We start from the raw sequence: 21,909 nt of genomic DNA on the forward strand, positions 1-21,909 counted from the left end.
GTCACGAGCTCGCGCACGCGGTACGCGTGGCGCGTGCTCTTGAGCCACTGCTCGGTCTTCGCGGGCTCGTTCGTGGCAAACCGGAGCGTTCCGAAGTCCTGCTGCGTTTGCATCTCAAAGCCCGTGATGTGCACGTTTGCCTTGCCAAGCGCGGTTCCGATCTCCGCGAGCGTTCCGGGCTTGTTTTCAAGCACCATGATGAACTCTTTCGTCGTCGTTGGTTGTGTCATGTTGATCACAGGAAGCGATCGGTTTCTTCGATCGGCAGCCTTACAACGCAAGCGGCCTTATAACACAGATGCATTGACATCTATTTCGCAATGCAAATCGGTAATTGTGATTTCAACACCAAAAAAGCGCTGAAACCCGACGCCCGGCCTGGCAGGAGCCCGATTTCGGACCTCGCGTCCGAAAGCAAAGCGCAAGGGAACCCGCGCATGGGTGCGAGAGTCGCTCAAGAGCGATCCGCGCGGGCGTGCGCGCAGGCTCGACGCCGCGTTCAGGGACCTGCAGGGTCGCAAGACCGCAACTTTCGAGCTCAAGTGCCCACGTGCAGGGTTGCAACGTGTCACAATCGTTCGGATCTCGATCTCCAAGAACCCGCGCACTTTGCTTATGTCCAGGCGTCTTGCTCGCCGGAGCCGGTGAGACCCACCATGCAGACCAAGATCCTGTTGGCGGCCCTCTCCCTGGCGTCCCTGGCCCTTGCGGGCCCGGCGATGGGCCTGGGCGTTGGCCCGGTGAGCGTGAAGACCTGCGCCGTCGGCGGCATCGCGACGGCGGGCGACCTTGCGGCGGCCGGCTTCTGTTGCGAGCGAAGCGCAAGCAACCCGTCGTTCCTGTATTGCTACGAGCCCCTCGAAGTGCACCCCGAGAACGTGACCGTACGGCAATGCGACATCGGCGGATCCGCCCACGCGGGCAACGTCGCGTCCGCGGGCTTCTGCTGCGAGTACGACGACTGGGTGCGCGCGTACCGCTGCGAGCGGGCGTTCGTGGAGAGCGCGCTGCTGCCGCCGCTGGAGTGAGCAACGAGAACGTCGGGGAAAGGGGCAATGCCCCTTTCCCCGAACCCCTACCCCGCTCCCGCGAAGGGGAGCCGCGCGCAGCGCGGCGAAGCTTCGCGGGGAGGGGACGAGCCAGCCCGAAGGGATGGCGAAGTCCCCGCTCCCTGAGCGTGGAGCGAAGCGACACGCGAAGGAAAAGGGGACGAGCGAGCGCGAAGCGGGAGCGAGTCCCCGCTCCCGGATTTGAACCGGGAACCTCCTGATGCCTGCAGGCCGGCACCAGCGTCAGAGCCAACTCCATCTACAGTCAGGCGCTCTAACCAGGTTGAGCTAAGCGGGGGAAACCGCAGGCGCAATTCTGGGGGCGCTATTTATGGGTTTGGGGTTGCTTGCCCGACGCGATGGCGCGCTTGCGCGATTTCGAGGGGCAAGTCGCGATCGTCACGGGCGGGACCCGCGGCGTCGGCTGGGAAATCTCCCGAGAGCTTGCGTCCCGCGGCGCGCGTGTGGTCCTCTGCTCGCGAAACGCCGAGGACGCCGCGTCGACCGCGCAGCGGCTCGCACGGGAATCGGGGGTGCCGGCACGCGGCGTGGGCGCCGACGTGGCGGACGTGGGCGACGCGCGGCGGCTCGTCGGGGAGGCCGTGGCCTTCGGCGGACGCCTGGATGCGCTCGTGCTCAACGCCGGTTACCCGATGGAGGCGTCGTTGTGGGAAACGCCGATCTTGGAGATTCCGCCGCAGGAGGTAGAGGAGCGGTTCTTGAAGGTCTTCCGCGTCGATCTTCTGGGCTCGGCGCACCTCACGCGCGCGGCGATCCCTCACCTGCGCCAGGCCGGCCGCGGCGCCATCGTGTACGTCGCAAGCACGCCCGCGCTCGTGGGCTACAAGGGCGCCCCGTACACGGTCGCAAAGGCCGCGCTCCTTGGGCTCATGCGCGACGTCGCACGCGAATGCGGCCCCATGGGAGTCCGTGCGAACGCTGTCGCGTTGGGAAACATCCGGACGGCCGCGACCTACGACACGCTTTCCGAAACGGACCGCGAGGCGCTCGCCGCGGAGGCGCCGTTGCGTCGTTGGGGCGAGCCCTTGGAAGCCGCTCGGGCCATCGCGTTCCTCGCCTCGGACGACGCAAGCTTCGTGACGGGTCAGGTGCTCGTCGTGGACGGCGGGACCGTCATGCGCTAGCGGCCCGCACGACGGACGGGCGCGCCGGGTTTCGCGAACCGACGGTCTCATATTCTTGGAGCCTATCCCGCCCCGTCGGCGTAGCTCAGCCTGGTGGAGCGTCGGACTCATAATCCGAAGGCCGGGGGATCGAATCCCCCCGCCGACACTACCGTTTGAGACGTCGGGAAGCCGCGCCCGCCGCGCGCGCCCCCAACTTGGCAAGAAGGCGCCGGGCGGACGTCGGGCGCCCCCGATGGATCGATCGCGTGGCGCTTTCGTCGCTGGGCTTGCTTTCGTGCGGTTTCGGTCTGCGGTCAGAAAGAAGATAGCCCCCGTCGGCGACCCCTTTGCGGAGAGCATGGCGAACGAAACGTCCCGTGGAATGCGCTTGGCCGTTGGAATGATGCTCCTTGTCGCCTCGTTCGTGGCGATCGTGGCGCCCGTCGAAGCGGCGGACCCGTGCGGAGGAGCTACCGTAAGCACGAACTGCGAGACCGACGGTGGCTGGGTTTGCAGCTACGCCGTCCTGGGGCGCTGCGTCGTCGACGTGAACGTCCACTGAGCAGGAGTCGGAAATGGAAGGGAAGGCGCGAGCGTCTCGCGCCTTTGTGAACGCGCCGCCGAAGCGGACGCGCGTTCCCGTTTACGTGACCGGCCGGCGGCCCATCGTTCCGGCGGGCGTCGAGACGAAGGAGAGCGCGCCGCCGACGATCACGAGGATCGCGCCCAGGAAGAAACCGAACCCGAGCACGACGCCGATGATGCCGTAGACGATGAGCAGTCCTCCGTGCAGGCGCTCGTTGTTGAACAACAGGTAGACGCTTGCGAACACGAGCAGCGCGAGGATGAGGTGGACGACGCCGATCCCGCCCACGAGGGCGCCGCCCAAGGTGAAGTCCGTCCCCATTGGCGTGGCCACGTCGGCGTACGAGCCGACGAGCAGCAGCACGGCCATGACCAAGCCCAAGATGCCGCCTGCCAGCGCCGACAGCCGGCGTCCCGGCCACATGGTCGCGTCGTACGGTCCCGTTCCCATTCGCTCGGTTGTCGTTGCCATGGATCGCTCCCTCTTGCCACTCGCCTTTCCGCCGTGGGCTCAAGAAGGCTGTGGGACGGGCTCGCGGGAAACGCTCGGCCGGTCGTCGAAGAAGGCGCCTGTCATCTACTTCGAAGCGGCCTCGGCTTTGCCGACGGCCATCATGCGAGCGCGGCCTCAGGGGCGCGCGAGCGGCCGCGCCGCGCGCGCCTTTGGACAACCTGCTCTTTCCGCGAGGTGGCCACAATGCGAAGCGAGTGGCCGTCGAGCGGGAAAGGTGGATGCGAGCGTCGGGATTTGACTTCGCGGAATCTCGCTTCGCTCGATTCCGCTCGTCTTCGCGCGCTCGCTTGCGCTCGCGCGCTCAGACCCCGAGCAACGGCGACGGGCTCAGGTCAAAACCCCAACGTCCCGATGGCCCCCACTGCGCGGGGGCCCATGCGAGCGTCGGGATTTGAACCCGAGCAACGGCGTTGGCAACGCAGTGTACTACCAAGCTATACTACGCTCGCGGGCGAGGGGCAGGATACGGGTGGGGGTATTTGTCCGTTGCGACCCTCTAGCGCTCGACCGTTGCCACGAACACATCGGCCTTGCCGTTTCGCGTGTCCGTCCACACGAGGTGTGCCGCGCCCGCCGAGGAGGCCGACGCGCGGTAGTCGCCGAGGAACACCATGCCGTTCTGGTGGCGCGAGAAGCGCTCGTCCGACGAGACTTCCGTCACGCGCAGGTTGGCGCTCCACGTGAGGCCGCCGTCGCGAGAGTAGGCGTAATACAGGTCGTACACGTAATTTGCGGGGTCGTCGCGCCGATCGTGCCACGAGAGATCCACGACGCCGTCGGGGCCGACGCTGATCGCCGGGAAGAACTGGTCGCTGGGATGGTCTTCGGGAAGGTCGCGGACGATGACGGGCTCGGAGAACGTTTGCCCGCCGTCGGTCGATCGCGCGAACAGGGTGCGCCCAAAGCCCGACGAGTGGTCGAACCAGGTGACGTAGACGTTGCCGCCGTGCGGCCCGACCGAGCGGTCGACGGCAAGCTGCGGCATGGCCGCGACGCGGAACTCGCTGTTGGCAAGCACGGATCGCCCGTGCTCGCCGCCCGGCGGAGGCATCTTGTGCGCGCCGACGCGCGTGGGCGCCTCCCACGAGAGGCCGTCGGCGCTGCGGGCGACGTAGATGCTCGAGCGGTCCTGGAAGGCCATGTAGGCGATCCCGTCGGAGTCGAAGTCCATGAAGGGGTAGTAGCCGTCGTAGTTCGGGTTCACGCTTGCGTAATCGCTCCAGCTGCGTCCCTTGTCCTTGGAGACCGAGCAGACCATCTCGGCGTGGACGACGTAGGCGAGGTTCCAGTCCCAGCAGAGAAGCACGGTCTTGCCGTCGGGCGAGGCCGCGATCCACTGCTTGTCGTGCATGAGGAGAGGACCGAAGGCGACCTCGCGCACGATGGGCCACGTTTCGCCGCCGTCCTCGGAGACGAGCACGTACATGGCGCTGCACGTGAAGGCCCAGTCGTTGAGGCCCCCGCCGAAAAACGTGCCGGGCACCTGCGGGAAGACCCCGCGGCCGGTCTTGCTTCCGGAGGCCGCGTCGCACTGGTAGGGCATGACCGTCCAGTACAGCGTGCCGTCGGGGCCAAAGGCGAGGACGGGATCCGTGACGCACCAGAAGGACGAGAACTCGGTGACGGGCTCCGCGGGATCGCGGAGGCGCTTCCACGGGCTTCCCGGCAGGTTCGAGTTCTTCCACGTGGCCCCGCCGTCCTTCGTGACGTACAAGCCGTCCCACACGCAGTCGCCCGCGTACTCGGGCGTGTAGTCCTTCCCCGTGGCCACGATGTTGCGTGGGTCTGTGGGGTTCACGGCGATGGAGAGCTCGTTGGCCTGGCGCGTGACGGGGTCGACCGTGGCGAGAAAGTTGCAGAGGGTCTGGATGCATTGGAGCGCGGGGTTCTGGAGGGCGACCGGAAGCGACGGGATGGTGAGGGGGTCCACCGTCTCGGTGGGCCCAAGGCACCCGGCGAGGGCGACCGTGGAAAGGGCGATGGCGACGAAGCCTCCGCTTGCCCGCATGGCGCGACAGTCGTCCCCCCGCCTTTTAAGCCTTGTTGCGCGCCGATGCGGCGGCGCGGGGGTGGAGGTCAGTTGCTGCGCTTGATCTTCGCCTTGGCCGGCTCGAGCGTCCAGGTGTGGATCTCGCCGGTGGCGGCGCGATCCGAGGGCGGCGCGCGCTTGGGAAATCGCTTGGCCTTGATCATCGGCGTCCCTCAGTTCCAGGCGGGTCCGTGCGGCAGGGCCACGTGGAAGCGGTGGCCCCGGATGACGGCGTTTGGTCGGCTGGCGTGGTCCGGGCACATCACCCAGTGCCCGATTCGATCGTGGTCGAGCGTTCGCTATCCCTCCTTTTCGTTCCTGTGCATCCCTTGTGAAGGTCAGAGGACGAAGTCGATGCCCGACTCCGCGCGCACCTGCCGCTTGCGGTCCTCGCTTGGACCCAGGATCTGGCGGCTGCGCACGCCCGTGAGCACGACCATGCATCGGATCGTGCGCTCAAGCTCCGGCTGCACGGAGGTCCCCCAGATGATGCGAGCGTCGTGGTTGACGCGCTGATGGATCTCCTGCACGCAGGACTCGGCTTCGGAGATCGTCATGTCCGGGCCGCCCACGACGTCCACGAGAACGCCCGTGGCCGTGGAGACGTCCACGTCCAGAAGCGGGCTCTCGAGCGCCTCGCGCACGGCCTCCTTGGCGCGGTTCTCGGAGTCGGACTCGCCAAGCCCGATCATGGCCACGCCCCCGCGCGTCATGACGGTCTTGAGGTCGGCAAAGTCGAGGTTGACGAGGCCGGGCTTCGTGATCATCTCCGTGATGCCGCGAATGGAGCGGATGAGCACCTCGTCGGCCACCTTGAAGGCGGCGTTCAGCGGAAGGCGCGGCGCGATCTCGAGGAGCTTGTCGTTGGGGATGACGATCGTCGTGTCCGCCGCGTCGCGCAGGCGCGCGAGGCCGGCCTCGGCGTTCTGCATGCGGATCGCGCCCTCCACGCGGAAGGGCAGCGTCGCCACGGCGATCGTGAGGATGCCCATTTCCCGGGCAAGCCGCGCCACGACGGGCGCGCTTCCCGTGCCCGTGCCGCCGCCCAGGCCGCACGTGACGAACACGAGGTCGGAGCCTTCGAGGGCCTTGCGGATCTCGGCCTCGCTCTCCATCGCCGCCTGCTCGCCGACCTGCGGCAGGCTGCCGGCGCCCAGGCCCCGCGTGAGGCGCTTTCCGATGAGGATCTTGTGGTGCGCGCGCGAGACGAGGAGGTGCTGCGCGTCCGTGTTGAGCGCGTGGATCTCGACGCCCGTGTCGGGCTCCTGCGCGATGCGGTTCACCGTGTTGCAGCCGCCGCCTCCGCAGCCGAACACCTTGATCGTCGTCTTGAGTCCCTCGAGAATCTGCTTGAGCTCCTCGTCGTCCGACGAAGCGGCGACCGGAGGCGCGGGGGCCGTCGAGGTCTCCACGGCCTCGCGAATGAGGCTCTTCAACGTCACGCGTGCATCCCCTAGGCGCTTTAAGATAAAGAATCCGGTATAAACGCTTCGAAACGCGTTTGGGACATTCGAAAAATCTTTGTTTTTCCGGCGTTTGGCTCCACGGTGAATCCGATGGTCGAACCCGTGGACCGGGCGTTCCGCACGATGGGCGTCACCGGCGAGATCGCGGCCGTGCTCATGATCGTCTTTGGCATCGCCGTCATCCTCATGCCCGCCCTCATCGCGTGGATCGTCGGCCTCTACCTCATCCTGCACGGGCTGCTTTCGCTCGTCGCCCACTTCGGCCTGGCGCGCACCCCGCCGTCGACCAACCGGCCGCTGTGAGCCCGCGCTCGGGCCTCGCCGTGCGACGGAGACGCACGGGCACCCAATCGTAAGTTCCGAACCTTTTTGAACGAACCGCCCGTACGCATCCACGATGGCCCAACCCCCCGCCACGGCCGCGCGGGCGCACCACGCCGCGACGGTCGACGTCGACGCGTGGATGGCGCGCGTCGAGGCCACGATGGCCGAGGCCGTCTCGCGGACCGAGGACCCCCTCCTCTCCGAGATGGCCTTGAAGATGGTGCGCGCCGGCGGCAAGCGCCTGCGCCCCCGCGTGGGCCTCCTCGCATACGCCGCCTGCGGGGGCACCGAGCTAACGGACAAGGTCCGTCTGGCGGCCGCGGGCATCGAGCTCGTCCACACGGCCACCCTCATCCACGACGACATCATCGACGGCGGCGACCGGCGGCGCGGCGTCCCCGCCACGCACCGGGAATACGGCCTCGAGCGGGCCATCCTCGCCGGCGACTTCCTCTTCGTGAAGGGCTTCGAGCTCTCCGGCTCCGTGCTCGACGCTCGCATCATCGAGCTTACGGCCGGCGCCTCCACGTGGCTTGCCGAGGGTGAGCTCCTCGAGCACCGCCACCTGCGCGACCTCTCGATCGGCCTTGACCGCTACGTCGAGATCGTCGCCAAGAAGACGGCCGCGCCCATCGAGAAAGCCTGCCAGATCGGCGCCTATCTCGCCGGCGCCGACGCGGCCACCACGGACGCCTTTGCCCGCTTCGGCCGCGCGCTTGGGATCGCCTTCCAGATGAGCGACGACCTCCTCGACGTGCGCGGCAACGCGACCGGCAAGCCCCGCGGCGTCGACCTCCGCGGCGGCGTGCCGACGCTTCCAAGCCTGCTTACGATCCGCGCCGGCAACCAGCGCTTCCGCGTGCTCGTCGAGAAGGCCGTCAAGAGCGAGGAGGACGTGCGCGAGCTCATCGACACGATCCTCGCCTCGGGAAGCTTGGGCGAGGCCGAGCGCATCGTCGACGCGTACGCGGGCCAGGCCGCAGCCGCCGTCGCGCACGTGCCCGACTCGCCGTACAAGCGCGAGCTCCTCGCGCTTTGCGAGAGCGTCGCGCGCCGCGACGCCTGATGTATACATACGTATACATGCGTATGCATCGCGCTACAGCTCGCGCGCCGCCTCTTCCAACCGCGCAAGCGTGCGAAGGCCTCCGGCCCGTGCGGCGACGCGCGCGCCCGCGGGGGCCAACGCGAGGGCGGCCGCCGCGTGCGGCGCCTCCTCCGCACGGAGCGCCTCATAGAGCCGCGCCGCGCGCTCGACGCGCGGGGCAAGATCGCCAAACCCCGCCGGGACGCTCGGGCCGGGAAGGTCGATGGGCGGCAGGACGCGGTTCACGATGACGGCGGCCGGGGGAGCGCCGCGCTCCGCAAGGCGCGTCGCGAGCGCGGCGGCCGAGCGCACGGCCGCGGCCTCGGGCGCGGCGACGAGGATGGTCGCGGTGCTCGCGGGGTCGCCAAGGAGCGTCTGCATGCGGCGCGCGCGGGCCTCCAGCTCCTCGAACATGCGGCCAAAGGCCGCAAAGAAGCCGGCGAGGTCGCGCGCGTACTCGCCGCTCGTGGCGGTTGCAAGGAGGCTTGCCGCGCCACCCGCGAGGAACCCGCCGGGGCGCAGGACCCACCGTACGGCGCCGGTCTCGAAGACACGCAGGAGGCGGGAGGGAACGTCGAGGAAGTCGACCGCGTGGCGCGAAGGCGGCGTGTCCACGACGATCGTTTCGAAGTCGCCGGATTCGACGTGTTCGTACAGGTCGCCCATCGCGACGAAGTCCTCGCTTCCGGCAAACGCGTCGGAGAGGTGCGCGTAAAGCGGGCTTGCGAAGATCGCGTCGCGCTCGCGCGGCCGCGCGTACGTGGACACGAGCGCGTCCAGGGAGGCCTTGGGATCGAGCATGCACGCATGCAGGTTCTCGCGCACGCGGACGGGCGTTCGCGCAAGCGGCACGCCGAGCGCGTCGGCGAGGCGCCGCGCGGGGTCGGCCGTGAAGACGAGCGTCCGCCGGCGGCGCGCGAGGCGCAGGGCCAAGAGCGCCGACGCGGTGGTCTTGCCCACGCCGCCGGGACCAAGCACGACGACGAGCCGGCGGTCCGCGAGCGCCCGTTCGACGGTCATGGCGCCTCCATCGCGTCGGCGACGCGCGCAAGGCGTCCCGCGGGGGAAGGGATCCACGGCACGCGGCGGGGCGACGGAAGATCGGCGGCGGCGACTTCGCCCTCGCGGTGCGCGCGGTCGATCCATCGGGCCGCCTTCGCCCAGGGCTCGGCGGGACCCGCCGCGTTTGCAAGCGCGGCCAGGCGATCGCCCTCCTCCTCGTCTTGCGTCACGGCCGGAAGGCAGCGGTTGAGGACGGGCCGCTCCGCGTGGAACCCGTTCGCGTCAAGGAGCTCGAGAAGCTCGCGCGCCTCGCGGACGGGCATCTCCTCCGGCGTGGCGACGACGGTGGCGCGGCACGTGGGCTCGCGCAGGGCGGACTCCACGGCGAGCGCGCGTTCGCGCAGGCGCCCGGCGACGAGGTCGGCCGCCTTGCGGGGCGCAAGGAGAAGGTTTCGGCCGTGGCCGGTCGCGGGCGCGTCCACGACGACGAGGTCGGTCTGGCGCGAAAGCGCGACGATGCGGTCGAGGGACGCGACCTCCTTCACGCCGGGCGCGACGTCGGCGAGCGCCGCGTAGGCGGGGTGGAAGGAAAGAAGGCGCGGCAGAAGGCGAAGGCCCGTCACGCGCGCGACGGCGGCGTCGAGCTCCGCGCGCGGGTCGATCGCAAGCGTGCGGAACGGGATCGGGTCGAGCGTCTCGTCGCCTGCAACGCCCGTCCCGGGGGCAAGCGGGGAGAGCGTGACGAGCGTGGCGGCGCGTCCCTTGCGCGCGGCGGAGAGGCAGAGCGCGGCGGCGACGGTGGTGCGGCCCGCGCCGCCCTTGCCAAGCACGATGCGAAGCTCGCCCACGCGGCGGGAACCGGGGCCCTGGCAAAAAAGCCTCGCCGCCGAAACGTCCATGGTTTGTGCGGCCCTGACCCGAGCGTGCAGCCTCGCGTCCGTTTCGCCCTTGCGATCCTGGCCGTCTCCGCCGCCGCGGCGGTCGCTTACCTGGCGTGGCCGGGTGAGGGGCCCGCAGTCCCGGGGCCGGAGGAGCCGCGAACGGGGGGTGGCGACGAGCCCGCCGTGGGCGATCGCCTTCGCTTGGTGATCGCGTGCGATGGCGAGGACCTTCGCGCGATGGAGAGCTCCTACGCGCTCGAGGGCTGCTGGGCGCACGTTGGCCATCACCACTACTTCGTCGGACGCGACGCCGTGTTTGCGTTGCACGGGGGCGGCGCCGTCTTCTTCGTCGTGGAGCAGCAGCTCTCGCCGCCGACGGAGGGTCCCGCGCCGGGCGGAGGCGAGGTGCGCACGCCCGTTCCCGTCGAGGTGAGCGTGGACGGGCGCGCGTGGACGCGCGTGGCCGACGGCCCCTACCGGCTCGTGTACGCGGAGACGAGCGCAGAGGCGCTCATCCGGCAGGAGGTGGCCGTGAACTTCACCGCGCCCGACGTGCCGTTCCGCTACCTTCGCGTCCGCCAGCCGCTCTCGTCGGCGGAGGGGCTCTCCGGCTACGTGGACGCTTCGCGCTTCGAGCTCGACGTGACCGTTGTCGCGCGCGTCCCGCCCGCCTCCCTTGCCCCGGGCGAGCGAGGGTTGTCCTGCGAGCGGGACATCCTCGAGGACGTGTTTCCTTCGCATCCGTGCTGGTTTGGCGGCCTCAACCGCTGGGACGCGCCAAGCTTCTTCCACACGTACCCCCTGGGGGGCTTGGCCCGGCTGGACCGCGTGTCCGGCGTGGCGACGCTCGCCTACTTCCGGCCGGACGACCGGAGCCAATTGCCGCCCGAGAAGCTTGGGGGACACCTCCTCGTGGAGGCGAGCGAGGACGGCTCGCGATGGACCACGATCGCAAACGTAAGCGTCGCCTATGGGACGGCGCAACCGTTTGCGACCGACGACCTCGGCGGCCTTCCGGCCGCCTTCGTACGCCTCGCGTCCGACCGCCACCCCCGATGGGGAACGGAACCTCCGCTGAAGCGGCCCGAGGCCTACCTTCTCGAATCGTCGCTTGCGCTTGGCGGCCTGCTTCCCGCAGGCGAAGGGCGATAAGCCGGGCGCGCGCTGCTCGAGCCGTGGCACTTCGGTTCGTCCATGCATCCCGGGCCCCGCCGGTGGAGCGCACGGTGTGCGTGGACGGCTCGGCGCCGGCCGCGTTGTGCCTGGGCCACCATCCCGAAAGCCGTACGCCGGAGCGGTACGCCGCCGACACCGGCGTCGAGTGCGCGCTTCGGTTCCTCGAAGACCCGTCGCCGCCCGGGCCTTTTTCCTTCGTCACGAACGACCATTACGACGCCGACGGCGTGCTCTCCGCCTGGGCCCTCCTCGAGCCCGAGGCCGCGCGCCATCATCGGGAACTCCTTGTCGCGGCGGCCGAATGCGGCGACTACGCCGAGGTGGGATCCGAGGAGGCGCTGCAGGTCTCGGCCGCGCTTGCCGGCATCCTCGACCATCGAGCCTCGCCGCTTTCCGCCTCGATCGCGGGCCTTGCGCTGCCGCAGGCCGAGGAGCGCGCCTACGAGTTCGCGCTCTCGAACGTCGCCTCCATGCTGCGCGGACCGGACGCGTGGCGCGAGCTTTGGGGCGACGAGCACGCGTGGTGGTCTCGAAGCTTGGACGCGCCGCTTTCGGTCACGGAGCTTGCTCCCGCGCGGCTTGGCGTCGTGGAGTCCGACGACGAGCCGCACCCGGCCGTCCTTTTCGCCAAGGCACGCGGTGACCTCGTGCTCTTGGTCGTGCGGAAGGAGGGCGGATACGCCTACCGGGCCGAGTGGCGGCCGCACGCATGGGCAAGGACGGTGCGGCGGCCGCCGATCCGTCGCACGTCGCTTGAGAAGTTGTGCCTGCCGCTCAACGCGCTCGAAACCAATCGGCGCGGGCGATGGATGCACGACGGCTACCCGGGGCGCGGCCGATCCGAGGCGCTCGCGTTTGTCTCGCCCGGCGGCGCGCCGGAGGTCTCGACGCTTGAGCCCACGGAGGTCGTCGGGCGGCTCGCGTGGTTCCTTGTCGACCGCCGACAGGATCCCCCCGCGACGAACGCGCCGCAGCAAGACTTTTAACCCCCCGGGCGCACTGGCCTCCGAGGCGACCATGGGGGCTCCGCGGCTTGCGTTGGGGGCGATCGCGATGGCCGCGGCGCTCTCCGGCTGCCTTGCCGCCGACGACCGCTTCACGCTGGAGGAGCGCGTGGAACCCTCGGCGCTCGCGGGCGTTGTCCCCAAGCAAGCGCCGCAGGGCTCCTTGGTGGGCGCGCAAAACGACGCGCCCACGTGGGACACGGGCGACTGGTGGGAGATCCAGGAGGAGGGTCAAGGCTGGTCCCAGACGACGAAGTTCGTCGTCGTCTCGGCGGCCGGAGCAGCGTACACGACGGCCGCAACGGATCGGGAAGCGGCCAAGTGGGACGCGATCGGCGACAACTGGCTCCTGGGAGCCATCGACAAGCGCACCCTTGGCCCCATCGTGCAAGGGCGCCTCGTCCCCTTCTACGAGTTTCCCCTCGAGGACAACAAGACCTGGACCGTCCTGTCGCCAAGCGGCGTCGCCGGCCAGGCCCTGGCGCGCGCCACGGACGTCCGCGGTCCGGCGGGTTCCGAGCCCGGCTTTGTGATCACGGTCACGTTCCCGAGCGGCTGGAGATCCACCTACGACTACACGCCGTCCGTGCGGTTCCACCGCGAGCTTGCCATTTCGGATCCCGACGGAAACGTCGTTTACACGCGCACGGTGCGCGCGTTTGGCTCGGAGTACCAGGGGCCCGTCTACTACGGGCGCGGCGAGGAGGTCCTGGCGCTCGAATGGTCCGGGCCGGCCCAGCGGTCGAGCTTCCAGGTGCCCCAAGGAGCGGCCACCCTGTTCGTCTGGGGCGTGTTCGAGGGCACGGGCGCCAACGGGGTGACGCTCATCGACCCCGCCGGCAACGTCGCCTACAGCGACGGCGTGATCGGAACGGGCGCGCGCAACGACGGCCGCGAGCTTCCGCCCACGCCGGGCACCTGGACCGTGCTCGGCGGCACCCACGGCCAAGGCTCGGTGCGCTTCTACGCGACAAGCGTGGAGATCCGGGAGTCCACCTTCGGCTAGCTTCCGTCCCCGCCGCGTCTGCGTCGGGCCCGCCACACGCCGGCGACGACGACTGCCAAGCCCCCCGCCAGCAGCACGGCGCCCAGCCACGCGTCGCCCTCCGCTTCGTCGCCTGGCGGGGGCCCCCCGTATCCCAACGACGCGCCCTCGCCGCGGTTTCGGCCGGCCACGGTCCACGGCGAGGCGGCAAAGGGCGCAAACACCCCGCCTTCCACCCGATCCCCGCGCCCGGGCCCCATTCCGGAGGGGCCGTCCCGCGAGCCCCACCAGTTGCCGGCCGCAAGCGTGCCCGGCGTTGCCACAAGGCCGGCCGCCCGGTTGTCGAAAAGGTCGTTTCCCGTGAGTTCCGGCTCGCCGGCCAGCACGACGACCCCGCGCGCGTTGTCGTGGATGGCGTTCCCGCTCGCCCGCACGCCGCCGTCGGCCAGAAGGCCCAGGGCGTTGCGCGCGAGAACGTTGTCGCGCACGTCGGCGCGCGCGGCGCTCACCTCGACGCCCGTGGCGCTGCCGTCGGCCAGGTTCGATCCCAGAAGCGAGGTCCCCTGGGCCGTCTCGACGAGGAGGGCCTGTGCGACGGCGCGGGAGACGCGGTTCCCCTCCACGACGTGGTCGCGCCCTCCGCGCACGTGGATCCCGACCTCCACGTCCGCGAGGACGTTCCCGCGGACGGAGGCGGAAAGCGGCGAGGTCGGCTCGGCGGCCCACGCGACGCCCGCCCGGTCGCTTCGCCGGATGTCGTTGCCAAGGAGGGTCGCCTCCGAGGCCCAGCTCTCGATGCCCGCGTTGCGGACGGTGTCGACGCGGTTGCCCTCGACGCGCGCGCGCACGCGCTCGCGCAGGAAGATGCCGTCGTAGCAGTTCTCGATGTCGTTGCCCTCGATCGTCACGTTGCCGGAGTTTTGGACGACGATGCCGCTGTACACGTAGCGGCCGGCGGACTCGAGGCCGTTGGCGATGCGGTTGTTCCGGATCACCACGTGGCGCGTGACGCCCGAGAGGAGGATGCCGTCCTGCGAGGAGGCGTCGATGTCCCAGCCTTCGATGACATAGGGGTCAGAGGCCGTTCCGGACCCGCGCCGAACGCCGTTTCCGACGAGGACGTCGGGCAGCAGCAGGAGGGCGTCGGAGGTGATGGCGATGGGCGCATGGGGGTCCCGCTCGGCGGCCCTTGGCACGGGGTCGGCCGGCGCGCCCGAGGCGAGGATCGGCAGGAGAAGGAGCGCCAAGGGAAGCGCGCCGAAGGGTCGCACGAAAGGTCGTAGGCGCTCCTATTACAAAGCGAAAACGGAAGCGGCCTAGACCCGGCAGGTGACCTTGCGGCCTTCCCGAAGGGCCTCGGTCACGTCCCGACCCAGATCGGACTCGCGCGACACCTTGATCTCCCCCTTGCGGCCGATCGTGGCCTGGAACAGCACCTCGCCGTCGACGCAGACGTCGACGCTCTGGCCGGCGTAGGCGGGCTCGAGCACGAGCACGAGGCTCGTCTTTGTCTTGCGAAGCTCGGGCGTGAGCTCCGCGTACCGCTTCGTCGTTTCGGCCGAGCGCCGCCCCTTGTCGACGCGGCCGGCCATGGGCTTCACGTCCACCTTGACGCCAAGCTCCTGCTCGATTCGCTGGACGTTCCGGCCCTGCCGGCCGATCACGCGAGGGATCTCCCACTCCTCCACATAGACCGTGGCGCGATCGTCGGTCATGTCCACCTGCACGTCGCCTTCGACGTGGTGGCGGAAGTAGCGAAGGAGCGACTCCTCCGCGAGCCGGTCCTTCGCGCTTGCGCGCTCGCGGCCGGCGCCGGCCTTGACGGGCATCACGACGACCTGCTCGCCGTACGTGTAGATCTCGTGCGTGACGCGCTTGCGGAGGAAATCACGCACCTCGATGACCGGTCGCGCAAGGTCGGCCTCTTGCATTCCCGCGGGCACCTTCACCGTGAAGGCAAGCTCGAGCACTTCCTTCACGCGGCCGCCCTCGAGGTGCACGACCGTGTCCACGACCTGCGGGATCATGCCAAGCTCGACGCGCCCGATGAGCCGCTGCACGGCGTCGATGGCGCGGTTGGCGTGCGTCACCCCGATGAGGCCCACGCCGGCCAGGCGCATGTCGCCGAAGATCTCGAAGTCGCGCGTCTTCCGGACCTCGTCGTACACGACGAAATCCGGGCGCACGAGCAACAGCACGTCGCTGGAGAGCTCCATGTCGCCCTCCAACGGGGCGTACTGGGTGATCTCGTCGGAGACCTGGAGGTCCCGCGGGCTCTCGAGGGTCTTCACGATCGCGTTGAACTCCGCGCGAAGGTACTCGGCCACCGCCTGCGCAAGCGTGGACTTGCCCGAGCCCGGCGGGCCGGAGATGAAGACGCCCCGCCGGTAGTCGGAGAGGCGCGAGAGGAGCTCGTCCGAGAGCTCGTACTCCTCGATCGTGAGCTTCGCGATGGGGCGCACCGCGGTGATCTCGAGGCCGTCGGAGAACGGCGGGCGCGCGATGGCGACGCGCAGCGGGCCCACCTGCACGACGGTCGCGCCGTGGCGCTCGATCTCGACGAAGCTGTCGGCGTCGCGACGGGCCCACTCGATGCACTCGCGCGCCACGCGGTTGAGCGTTCGCTCGTCGAGCAGGCGGTCGTCCAGCTTCGTGAGCGCAAACGCGCCGGGCTTGCCCTTCTTGGCGTAGGGGGCGCACCGCTGCTTGAGGTGCACGCTCATGGTGGTGTCGTCGAAGTACTTGAGCAGCTCAAGCTCCGAGAGCTCCTTCACGCTCTGCTCGCGCTCGACGATGGGCCGGATGTACGTGACGGGGATGCCAAGCGCGCGCGCCACGTGGCTTTGCACCGCGTCGCTTGTGAGGAGGGTGCCGCCGTGGGCCCGCGCGGCGTCGCGGATCATGGCGTCGATCTCGCCGCCGCCGGCAAGCTGCACCTCGGAGAGGCCGGGACGGTCGCCAACGTAGCGGACCTCGATCCCCGCGGCGCCCTTGAGCGACTGGAGCTTCTCCAGCTCCTTGAGCCCCGTGAAGCCCGTGTCGCGACCTTGGTTCGCCTGGAACTCGAGCTCGGCCACGACGGCCTCGTGCACGAGGATCGTGCACTGCCGCAGCTCGGCGGCCTGGATCATGCGCGTGATGCGGCCGTCCACCACGACGGAGGTGTCGGGGACGAACGTCGGTCGGGGATCGGGCATCCGGGTTCGAGGCGGAAGGAGGGGTGGCCCGTAATCAAGGTTCGCGTGGGACTTCCGGTGGGGTGGCCGATCCGATCAAGCGGGAGCGACGAGCACGTCCACGAACGAGCGACCCGCGGCGGGGGTCCCAAGGTGCACGAAGGCGGATTCGCCGGGGGCCAGACGGAGCGGGCCGCTGCGGCGTGAAAAGCAGCTCACCGACGGGCTGGCCGTGCTCGAGATGCACGCCAGCACGCCGGCGCCCTCGCCCGTCACGTGCACCTCGACCTTGACGGCCGTCGCGCCGACGTTTCGAGCTTGGAAACGGCCGTCGGGCAAAAGGCGCATCCATTCGGGCGTAAGGCTCTCCGTCGGCGCGTCCGGCAGGCCCTCCAGGCGCACGGCAAGGCCGTCGGAGGCCGTCATCCGCAGGCGAACCTCCGAAGCCTGAACGTCCGGAGCCGGCGGATGGGCCGGCGGATTGGCAAGATGCAGCAAGGTTCCCGTCAGCAGGAGCGCTGCTCCCAGCGCTAGGGCGCGCACGGCGTCACCCCGGTCAGCCCCCGAAAGGGGTCGGATGACCGGGGTATTTCAGGCTTGGGACGGCCGGGGGTTGAATCGCGGCCGCGGGCCGCCTACGCTTTCCGGCCGAAGGTGAGGAATCCCGTGTGGCCGAGCATGTCGAAGCTGGGCCGCGAACCCCGCTCGCCCACGACCCACTCGCGCTGCAGGGTTTCGATCGTGCGCACGTCGACGAATCCGGCGGCCTCCAACGCGCGGACGGTCTGCTCCATCTGCGAGACAAGCGGCGAGTAGCACGCAAGCGCCCCGCCCCGGCGGAGAGCCTCCTTGGCCGCCGCGACGGCTTCCCACGGGTCGGGGATGTCCAGAACGACGGCGTCGGCCTCCCGCTCCGCAATGCCGCGCCGCACGTCCCCGATCCGCACCTCGAGACGATCGCCTAGTCCGGCGCGGTCCACGTTTGCGCGCCCCACCTGCGCGAAGTCCTCCCGCAGTTCGTAGGTCACCACGCGGCCCCGCGCTCCGACGGCGGCCGCAAGGACGATCGTAAGCGCGCCCGACCCGATGCCGGCCTCGACCACGCGCGCACCGGGAACGATGCCGGCGTGGAGCAGGATCGGCCCCGCCTCCTTGGCAAGCACGATCTGGGCGCGGCGCTCGAGCGTCTCCAAGAGATCGGCCGTCGTGGGCGTGAGGAGGACGAGGTCCTTGCTTCCGATCCGAAGGCGATCCCCCGGCGCAAGGCCCACGAGCTTGCCCGGGTCGAAGACGCCAAGGCCTCGGTAGCGCTCGACCTTGTCGCCGGCGCGCAGGAGATGCTTGCGCACGTCGCCTTCCTCGGTGCGCTCGAGGAGGAGGACGGGGTCGCCGGCCGCAAAGGGCATGCAGGGGCATTCCGGCTTGGGCGCTTAAACGCTGCCGCTTCCGGAACGCCGGCGCGCGGACCGTGCGCTTGAAGAGAGGAACTTGCCTTTGCCCGATCGCGATGAGGGTCCGGACGCTCGTGGGGTTGCTGGCGGGGTTGGCCTTGGCCTTGCTCGTGGCCGCCCCGGCAAACGCGCAGGCCGCGGACGTCGAGGCGAACGTCCACGTCATCAACTTCGGCAACTTCGACGCGACGCGCGGAACCTACGTCATGGATTTCTACCTCTGGTTCCGCTGGTCGCCCGCGGAGGCCCCGGCGAACTTCACGCCCGAGCGCTTCGAGCTCATCAACGGGCGTCCGACGAGCCGCGAGCGCATCCTCGACGAGACGCGCGAGGACGGGATCCGCGAGGTCTGGTTCCGCATCCAGGCGAACCTCTACACGGACCCCGATTTCCGGCAATACCCCTTCGACCGCCAGAGGCTCATCCTCGTCTTCGAGGACGCCGTGCTCCAAGCCCACGAGCTTCAGTACCGCGCCGGCGAGAGCAGCCTCAACGAGTTCGTGCGCGTGCCCGGGTACCGCATCCAGGAGACCCGGTTTGGCGTCGAGGACGAGCCCTACCCGTTTGGCGACGTGTACAGCCGCGTCGTGTTCGAGATCGACGTCGAGCGCGAGTTCCTCGGCACGGCCGTCAAGACCTTCCTTCCGCTCACCGTGTTTGCGATCGTGAGCGGATTGTCCTTCCTCTTCCCGCCCGAGAAGCTGTCGCTTCGCGTGGGCGCGGGCACCAGCATGCTCATCAGCGCGGTCATGTTCCACGTGGCCCAGACGGCTTCGCTGCCTCCGCTTGGCCTCCTCACGCTCATCGACAAGATCATGGCGAGCCTCTACTCGTTCCTGGCGGGAAGCCTCGCGGTCACGGCGCTTGTCAGCATCAACGCCGACTACTGGAAGCGGCCCGACCTGTACCCGAAGCTCACGCGGTACGGCTTCCTGGCGACCGTTTCGGCGCCCTTTGTCGTCTTTGCGCTCCTGTCCATGATCTAGGGCCGCAGCCTCTTTAGGGCAAAAGCGGATGCGCGTTCCGTGCATCCGCGCGAGCTTGCCCGGCTGGGCGTCGTCTTCTCCGTGGGCCTTGCGATCTTCGCCGTGGCGGCTTACGTCGTCCTCAACAGCTTGGGCGCCTTCCAGGCGGGCCTGTGGGGCTCGCTCTTTGGGCTTGGGCTCTTTGCCGCGGGCTTGGCGGGTCTCGTCGTGGCGGTGCTCTTCTTCCTGGGCGGCGGCGCCGACGTCCTCAGCGCCTGGCGCGGGCGCAAGCCGTGATCCGCGCGCAGCGCATCACGGGGGCGTTTCGTGCTGCGTCGGGTCCCCGTCGATCGCATCGAACACGTACCCTTCTTCCCAGCGCCGAAGGCCAAAGGCCATTTCGAGCTCGGGGGGCGTCACCATCGGAACCTGGTACTTGGAGAAGTCGTCCGTCGCGATGCGGGGGCACGCGGTGTTCACCCAGCAGCCTTCCTTGCGCCAGTACTGCAGCGAGTCGGGCGTGAACGTGTCGAGCGTGACGATGGTTGCCGCGCGGCCGTGCTTCTCGATCAGCGCCTTCGTCTCCAACGCAAGGCGCATCCGGAACTGGCCCGGCTTCGTGGACACGAGGATCGCAAAGCTCCGCGCGTCCTTCGCGCGCGCGATGGCCGCGTGCCGCTGCCGGAGAATGCGCTCGCGAAGGCCGGCCACCGTTCGGACCGTGTCGTTCTCCGGGTCGGCGACCACAAGCGGCTTGTCGGTCTCAAGGGCCATGCCCAGCGGGTGGAAGTCCCCGCTTCCAACGTATAGGAAGCAGTCCGCCTGGGCGAGGACGGCCTTGCCGGCCGAGTAGTTGCACCCGAGCACCTGGGCGGGCATCGCGATGCGGAGGTCCCCCCGTCCGACCAAGGGCTCCTTCCCGGCCGCGCGCAGGGCCGCCAGGATCTCCTCCAGGCGGTGGGCGTACTGGGCCGTTGTGAGGACGCCCACGCGCCGGCCGGGGAGATCGGCGGCCGCGCGGCGCACGACGCCGTCCACGGGAAGCTTCGACTTCGCGCGCACGAAGAGCGCGTCCTTCACCGTCACCGAGGGAATGGGACTGTGCCCGAACTGCACGAGAAGGTCGGCGCCCACGGCCGCCGTCTCGGGCGACGGGTCGCACGCGCCGTAGCACGCGCCGCCGGCCACGAGCGTCTCCGCGCCGGTCTCGCGCGCGACGGCGGCGGCGACGGCCGCCGAGTAGTCGCGCAGGCCGTCGGGGAACTGGAGGAGCACGCGACGAGCGCCGCGCGAGCGGATCGCCGCGAAGACCGAGGGCATGTCGAGCTCGTACGTGTCAGCCCACGGAAACGCGTCCATCCTTCACCTCGACCCGAAGCAGGGTCTTGACCGGGCGCCCGAAGCGCTGCTCCACCACGCGCCGGCCCTCGCCCTTCTCGAAGACGACGATGACGTCGGCAAGCTCGGCGCCGATCTTCACGAGCGCCTCAAGGCAGGCGGACAGCGTGCCGCCGGTGGAGACGACGTCGTCGACGAACACGACGCGGTCGCCCGGGCGGACGCCGTTGATGAACAGCTGGTTGGCGCTGTAGCCCGTCGTCTGCGCGACGGACACCTCGCCGGGGAGACCGTAGCTTCGCTTGCGGATCACGGAGAGCGGAAGGCCCGTCGCAAGCGCAAGCGCGGTCCCGATCGGAATGCCCATGGCCTCGGCCGTGACGATCTTGTCCGCGCGGAACGTTCCGATCCGGAGGATCTCGTCCACGACCTCGCGGAGGAGGGCGGGCTCGATCTGCGGCACGCCGTCGGTGAGCGGGTGCACGAAGTAGTCGTACGTGCCCTTCTTCACGACGGGGCAGGCGAGCGTCGTTTGGCGAAGGAGCGCAAGCGTCAGGCGGACACCTCCTGGATCGCGGCGGCAAGGTCGGGCACGAAGGCGTCGACGGCCTCGCGCGTGACGTGCGGCATGAGCACGATGCGGATCCCGCCGGCAAGCGGGGCGAGGTTCACGATCCAGCCGCGGCGGGACAGCGCCTCGCGCACCGCGCGGGGCGACGGCACGCGAAGAGCGACGAGGTTGAGCGTGGGCGGCGCGGCAAGCGGCACGCCGATCGCGCTCACGCTGCGCACGAGGTGGTCGGTCACGGCCAGGCACTCGCGCACGGTCTCCACGTAGCCCCACTCGCCCAACGAGGCCATGGCCGCGTACGCGCTCGCGGGTCCCGCGGCGCTGCGCGTGCCCACGAGCGTGAAGTGGCCCTCGGCCGAGAGGTACGGCGTCTCCACGCGCGCGCCCCGAAGGAGGCTTGCGTCGCGGGCGGCAAGCACGCCGCAGGGGATGCCCGCGCGGCCCATCTTGTGCGGATCGATGGTGACGGTGGACACGCCCGGGAGGGCGAAATCGAAGTCGGGAAGCCTGTGCCCAAGGCGCTTGGCGAAGGGAATCACAAAGCCGCCGAAGGCCGCATCCACGTGCAGCGGAACGCCTTGGGCCGCGGCAACCTCGGAGAGCGCCGGGACGTCGTCGACGCTTCCCGTTTCCGTGGCCCCCGCGATGCCAACCAGGCAGGCCGTGCGTGGCCCGACGAGACGCTCGACGTCGGCGACGTCGACCGTGTAGTCGTCGTTGAGGTCTGCCTTGCGGAGCCGGAGGCCAAGCAGGCGAGCGGCCTTTTCGAAGGAGAAGTGTGCGCTGCGCGGCAGCACGACCTCGTCGCGGCCGGGTTTTCGGTGCACGAGCAACGCAAGGATGTTCGCCTCGCTTCCGCCGGAGACGAACTCGGCGCCGGCGCCGGGCGGCGCGGAAAGGAGGGTGAGGATCCAGTCGGCCGCCAGCGCCTCGATCTGCGCGCTTCCGGGGCACATGGCCGGATCGCCGAGGTTCGCCTCGGCAAACGTCGCGTGCGCCTCGCGGGCCAGCGGGTGAGGAAGCGTGCACATGGAGCCGAGGATGCGTCCCGTGTCGAACCGGGCGTCGCGCAAGCGGGCGGCGGCGAGGCGGCGGCGGACCTCCTCGTCCGGAAGGCCCTTCTCGGGCAGACCCTCGCGACGCGGCGGCTCCATGACCGATCGGATGGGATGGGTCTAT

The 21,909-nt window shown here is 69.8% G+C and carries 23 protein-coding genes and 3 tRNA genes; 11 read left to right on the top strand and 15 right to left on the bottom strand.

The window, feature by feature from the left end; all coding sequences use genetic code 11:
- The coding region (locus VM681_07495) for a hypothetical protein (protein ID HVL87828.1) at positions 1 to 197 on the bottom strand (197 nt) is incomplete at its 3' end.
- A 459-nt stretch (positions 198 to 656) separates the two neighbouring features.
- On the opposite strand from VM681_07495, the gene VM681_07500 reads away from it, so the two are divergent.
- Positions 657 to 1,028, top strand: coding sequence for a hypothetical protein (locus VM681_07500; GenBank protein HVL87829.1), 372 nt, complete (start codon positions 657 to 659; stop codon positions 1,026 to 1,028).
- 207 nt (positions 1,029 to 1,235) lie between these two features.
- Here VM681_07500 and VM681_07505 read toward each other — a convergent pair.
- A tRNA-Tyr gene (locus VM681_07505) sits at positions 1,236 to 1,347 on the bottom strand.
- A 49-nt stretch (positions 1,348 to 1,396) separates the two neighbouring features.
- On the opposite strand from VM681_07505, the gene VM681_07510 reads away from it, so the two are divergent.
- The 3 genes from VM681_07510 (at position 1,397) to VM681_07520 (ending at position 2,738) form a co-directional block, all read left to right on the top strand.
- Positions 1,397 to 2,194, top strand: a complete 798-nt coding sequence (locus VM681_07510; protein ID HVL87830.1) for an SDR family NAD(P)-dependent oxidoreductase — start codon at positions 1,397 to 1,399, stop codon at positions 2,192 to 2,194.
- Between the two features lie 74 nt (positions 2,195 to 2,268).
- Positions 2,269 to 2,342, top strand: a tRNA-Met gene (locus tag VM681_07515).
- Between the two features lie 222 nt (positions 2,343 to 2,564).
- Positions 2,565 to 2,738 carry a hypothetical protein gene (locus tag VM681_07520; GenBank protein ID HVL87831.1) on the top strand — a complete coding sequence of 58 codons (174 nt, stop codon included), beginning with the start codon at positions 2,565 to 2,567 and terminating at the stop codon, positions 2,736 to 2,738.
- 81 nt (positions 2,739 to 2,819) lie between these two features.
- On the opposite strand, the gene VM681_07525 is transcribed toward VM681_07520, so the two are convergent.
- From VM681_07525 to ftsZ, 4 genes are all read right to left on the bottom strand, one after another.
- Entirely contained in the window at positions 2,820 to 3,233 is a 414-nt protein-coding gene (locus VM681_07525; protein ID HVL87832.1) for a hypothetical protein, read from the bottom strand.
- A 418-nt stretch (positions 3,234 to 3,651) separates the two neighbouring features.
- Positions 3,652 to 3,724 (bottom strand) — tRNA-Gly (locus tag VM681_07530).
- A 47-nt stretch (positions 3,725 to 3,771) separates the two neighbouring features.
- Complete coding sequence (locus VM681_07535) at positions 3,772 to 5,283, bottom strand: sialidase family protein (GenBank protein ID HVL87833.1); 1,512 nt, start codon at positions 5,281 to 5,283, stop codon at positions 3,772 to 3,774.
- Positions 5,284 to 5,642: 359 nt separating this feature from the next.
- Positions 5,643 to 6,728, bottom strand: coding sequence for a cell division protein FtsZ (gene ftsZ / locus VM681_07540; protein ID HVL87834.1), 1,086 nt, complete (start codon positions 6,726 to 6,728; stop codon positions 5,643 to 5,645).
- A 123-nt stretch (positions 6,729 to 6,851) separates the two neighbouring features.
- Here ftsZ and VM681_07545 point away from each other — a divergent pair, with 123 nt between their 5' ends.
- On the top strand, positions 6,852 to 7,073 hold the full coding sequence (locus VM681_07545) for a hypothetical protein (GenBank protein ID HVL87835.1): 222 nt from the start codon (positions 6,852 to 6,854) through the stop codon (positions 7,071 to 7,073).
- A gap of 94 nt (positions 7,074 to 7,167) precedes the next feature.
- A complete protein-coding gene (locus VM681_07550; GenBank protein HVL87836.1) occupies positions 7,168 to 8,160 on the top strand; it encodes a polyprenyl synthetase family protein in 993 nt (330 codons plus the stop codon).
- 33 nt (positions 8,161 to 8,193) lie between these two features.
- Here VM681_07550 and VM681_07555 read toward each other — a convergent pair whose 3' ends face one another.
- Together VM681_07555 and VM681_07560 are read right to left on the bottom strand one after the other, a co-directional pair.
- Complete coding sequence (locus VM681_07555) at positions 8,194 to 9,201, bottom strand: ArsA-related P-loop ATPase (protein HVL87837.1); 1,008 nt, start codon at positions 9,199 to 9,201, stop codon at positions 8,194 to 8,196.
- Positions 9,198 to 10,031 (bottom strand): ArsA-related P-loop ATPase, encoded by an 834-nt coding sequence (locus VM681_07560; GenBank protein ID HVL87838.1) that lies wholly within the window; start codon positions 10,029 to 10,031, stop codon positions 9,198 to 9,200. Before VM681_07560 ends, VM681_07555 begins: the two co-directional genes overlap by 4 nt.
- A 75-nt stretch (positions 10,032 to 10,106) precedes the next feature.
- Here VM681_07560 and VM681_07565 point away from each other — a divergent pair, with 75 nt between their 5' ends.
- Genes VM681_07565 through VM681_07575 form a run of 3 tightly spaced genes read left to right on the top strand, consistent with a single transcriptional unit; the run spans position 10,107 to position 13,250 of the window.
- Complete coding sequence (locus VM681_07565) at positions 10,107 to 11,216, top strand: hypothetical protein (GenBank protein HVL87839.1); 1,110 nt, start codon at positions 10,107 to 10,109, stop codon at positions 11,214 to 11,216.
- A gap of 23 nt (positions 11,217 to 11,239) precedes the next feature.
- Positions 11,240 to 12,226, top strand: coding sequence for a DUF6687 family protein (locus VM681_07570; protein HVL87840.1), 987 nt, complete (start codon positions 11,240 to 11,242; stop codon positions 12,224 to 12,226).
- 31 nt (positions 12,227 to 12,257) lie between these two features.
- Positions 12,258 to 13,250: a hypothetical protein gene (locus VM681_07575; GenBank protein HVL87841.1), complete on the top strand. Its 993-nt coding sequence runs from the start codon at positions 12,258 to 12,260 to the stop codon at positions 13,248 to 13,250.
- On the opposite strand, the gene VM681_07580 is transcribed toward VM681_07575, so the two are convergent.
- The 4 genes from VM681_07580 to VM681_07595 all read right to left on the bottom strand — a co-directional run bounded on the left by VM681_07580 (position 13,247) and on the right by VM681_07595 (position 17,811).
- Positions 13,247 to 14,500: a right-handed parallel beta-helix repeat-containing protein gene (locus VM681_07580; protein HVL87842.1), complete on the bottom strand. Its 1,254-nt coding sequence runs from the start codon at positions 14,498 to 14,500 to the stop codon at positions 13,247 to 13,249. The genes VM681_07575 and VM681_07580 overlap by 4 nt on opposite strands.
- Before the next feature lie 45 nt (positions 14,501 to 14,545).
- Positions 14,546 to 16,426 (bottom strand): PINc/VapC family ATPase, encoded by a 1,881-nt coding sequence (locus VM681_07585; protein ID HVL87843.1) that lies wholly within the window; start codon positions 16,424 to 16,426, stop codon positions 14,546 to 14,548.
- A 75-nt stretch (positions 16,427 to 16,501) separates the two neighbouring features.
- Complete coding sequence (locus tag VM681_07590) at positions 16,502 to 16,948, bottom strand: hypothetical protein (protein ID HVL87844.1); 447 nt, start codon at positions 16,946 to 16,948, stop codon at positions 16,502 to 16,504.
- Positions 16,949 to 17,040: 92 nt separating this feature from the next.
- Positions 17,041 to 17,811 (bottom strand): tRNA (adenine-N1)-methyltransferase, encoded by a 771-nt coding sequence (locus tag VM681_07595; GenBank protein HVL87845.1) that lies wholly within the window; start codon positions 17,809 to 17,811, stop codon positions 17,041 to 17,043.
- A 101-nt stretch (positions 17,812 to 17,912) separates the two neighbouring features.
- Between VM681_07595 and VM681_07600 the strand changes: the two genes are divergently transcribed.
- Both VM681_07600 and VM681_07605 read left to right on the top strand, forming a co-directional pair.
- A complete protein-coding gene (locus VM681_07600) occupies positions 17,913 to 18,842 on the top strand; it encodes a hypothetical protein (GenBank protein ID HVL87846.1) in 930 nt (309 codons plus the stop codon).
- A 39-nt stretch (positions 18,843 to 18,881) separates the two neighbouring features.
- Complete coding sequence (locus VM681_07605) at positions 18,882 to 19,118, top strand: hypothetical protein (GenBank protein HVL87847.1); 237 nt, start codon at positions 18,882 to 18,884, stop codon at positions 19,116 to 19,118.
- A gap of 15 nt (positions 19,119 to 19,133) precedes the next feature.
- Here the strand turns inward: VM681_07605 and dph2 are convergent, their stop codons facing one another.
- The 3 genes from dph2 to mfnA are packed head-to-tail and all read right to left on the bottom strand — an operon-like array spanning position 19,134 to position 21,884.
- Positions 19,134 to 20,180, bottom strand: coding sequence for a diphthamide biosynthesis enzyme Dph2 (dph2, locus tag VM681_07610; GenBank protein ID HVL87848.1), 1,047 nt, complete (start codon positions 20,178 to 20,180; stop codon positions 19,134 to 19,136).
- Positions 20,158 to 20,715 carry a hypoxanthine/guanine phosphoribosyltransferase gene (gene hpt, locus VM681_07615; GenBank protein HVL87849.1) on the bottom strand — a complete coding sequence of 186 codons (558 nt, stop codon included), beginning with the start codon at positions 20,713 to 20,715 and terminating at the stop codon, positions 20,158 to 20,160. The genes dph2 and hpt overlap by 23 nt, the downstream gene beginning before the upstream one ends.
- Entirely contained in the window at positions 20,712 to 21,884 is a 1,173-nt protein-coding gene (mfnA, locus tag VM681_07620; protein HVL87850.1) for a tyrosine decarboxylase MfnA, read from the bottom strand. Before mfnA ends, hpt begins: the two co-directional genes overlap by 4 nt.
- Positions 21,885 to 21,909 lie beyond the last annotated feature (25 nt).

The organism is Candidatus Thermoplasmatota archaeon (assembly GCA_035541015.1).
Classification (GTDB): domain Archaea; phylum Thermoplasmatota; class SW-10-69-26; order JACQPN01; family JAIVGT01; genus DATLFM01.

Excerpts from the sequence above, each read along its gene's own strand:
- VM681_07595 (HVL87845.1), bottom strand. The coding sequence starts at position 17,811 with ATGCCCTTTGCGGCCGGCGACCCCGTCCTCCTCCTCGAGCGCACCGAG.
- VM681_07535 (HVL87833.1), bottom strand. The coding sequence starts at position 5,283 with ATGCGGGCAAGCGGAGGCTTCGTCGCCATCGCCCTTTCCACGGTCGCC.
- dph2 (HVL87848.1), bottom strand. The coding sequence starts at position 20,180 with ATGGACGCGTTTCCGTGGGCTGACACGTACGAGCTCGACATGCCCTCG.
- VM681_07550 (HVL87836.1), top strand. The coding sequence starts at position 7,168 with ATGGCCCAACCCCCCGCCACGGCCGCGCGGGCGCACCACGCCGCGACG.
- VM681_07555 (HVL87837.1), bottom strand. The coding sequence starts at position 9,201 with ATGACCGTCGAACGGGCGCTCGCGGACCGCCGGCTCGTCGTCGTGCTT.
- VM681_07500 (HVL87829.1), top strand. The coding sequence starts at position 657 with ATGCAGACCAAGATCCTGTTGGCGGCCCTCTCCCTGGCGTCCCTGGCC.
- VM681_07575 (HVL87841.1), top strand. The coding sequence starts at position 12,258 with ATGGGGGCTCCGCGGCTTGCGTTGGGGGCGATCGCGATGGCCGCGGCG.
- VM681_07585 (HVL87843.1), bottom strand. The coding sequence starts at position 16,426 with ATGCCCGATCCCCGACCGACGTTCGTCCCCGACACCTCCGTCGTGGTG.
- mfnA (HVL87850.1), bottom strand. The coding sequence starts at position 21,884 with ATGGAGCCGCCGCGTCGCGAGGGTCTGCCCGAGAAGGGCCTTCCGGAC.
- VM681_07525 (HVL87832.1), bottom strand. The coding sequence starts at position 3,233 with ATGGCAACGACAACCGAGCGAATGGGAACGGGACCGTACGACGCGACC.
- VM681_07600 (HVL87846.1), top strand. The coding sequence starts at position 17,913 with ATGAGGGTCCGGACGCTCGTGGGGTTGCTGGCGGGGTTGGCCTTGGCC.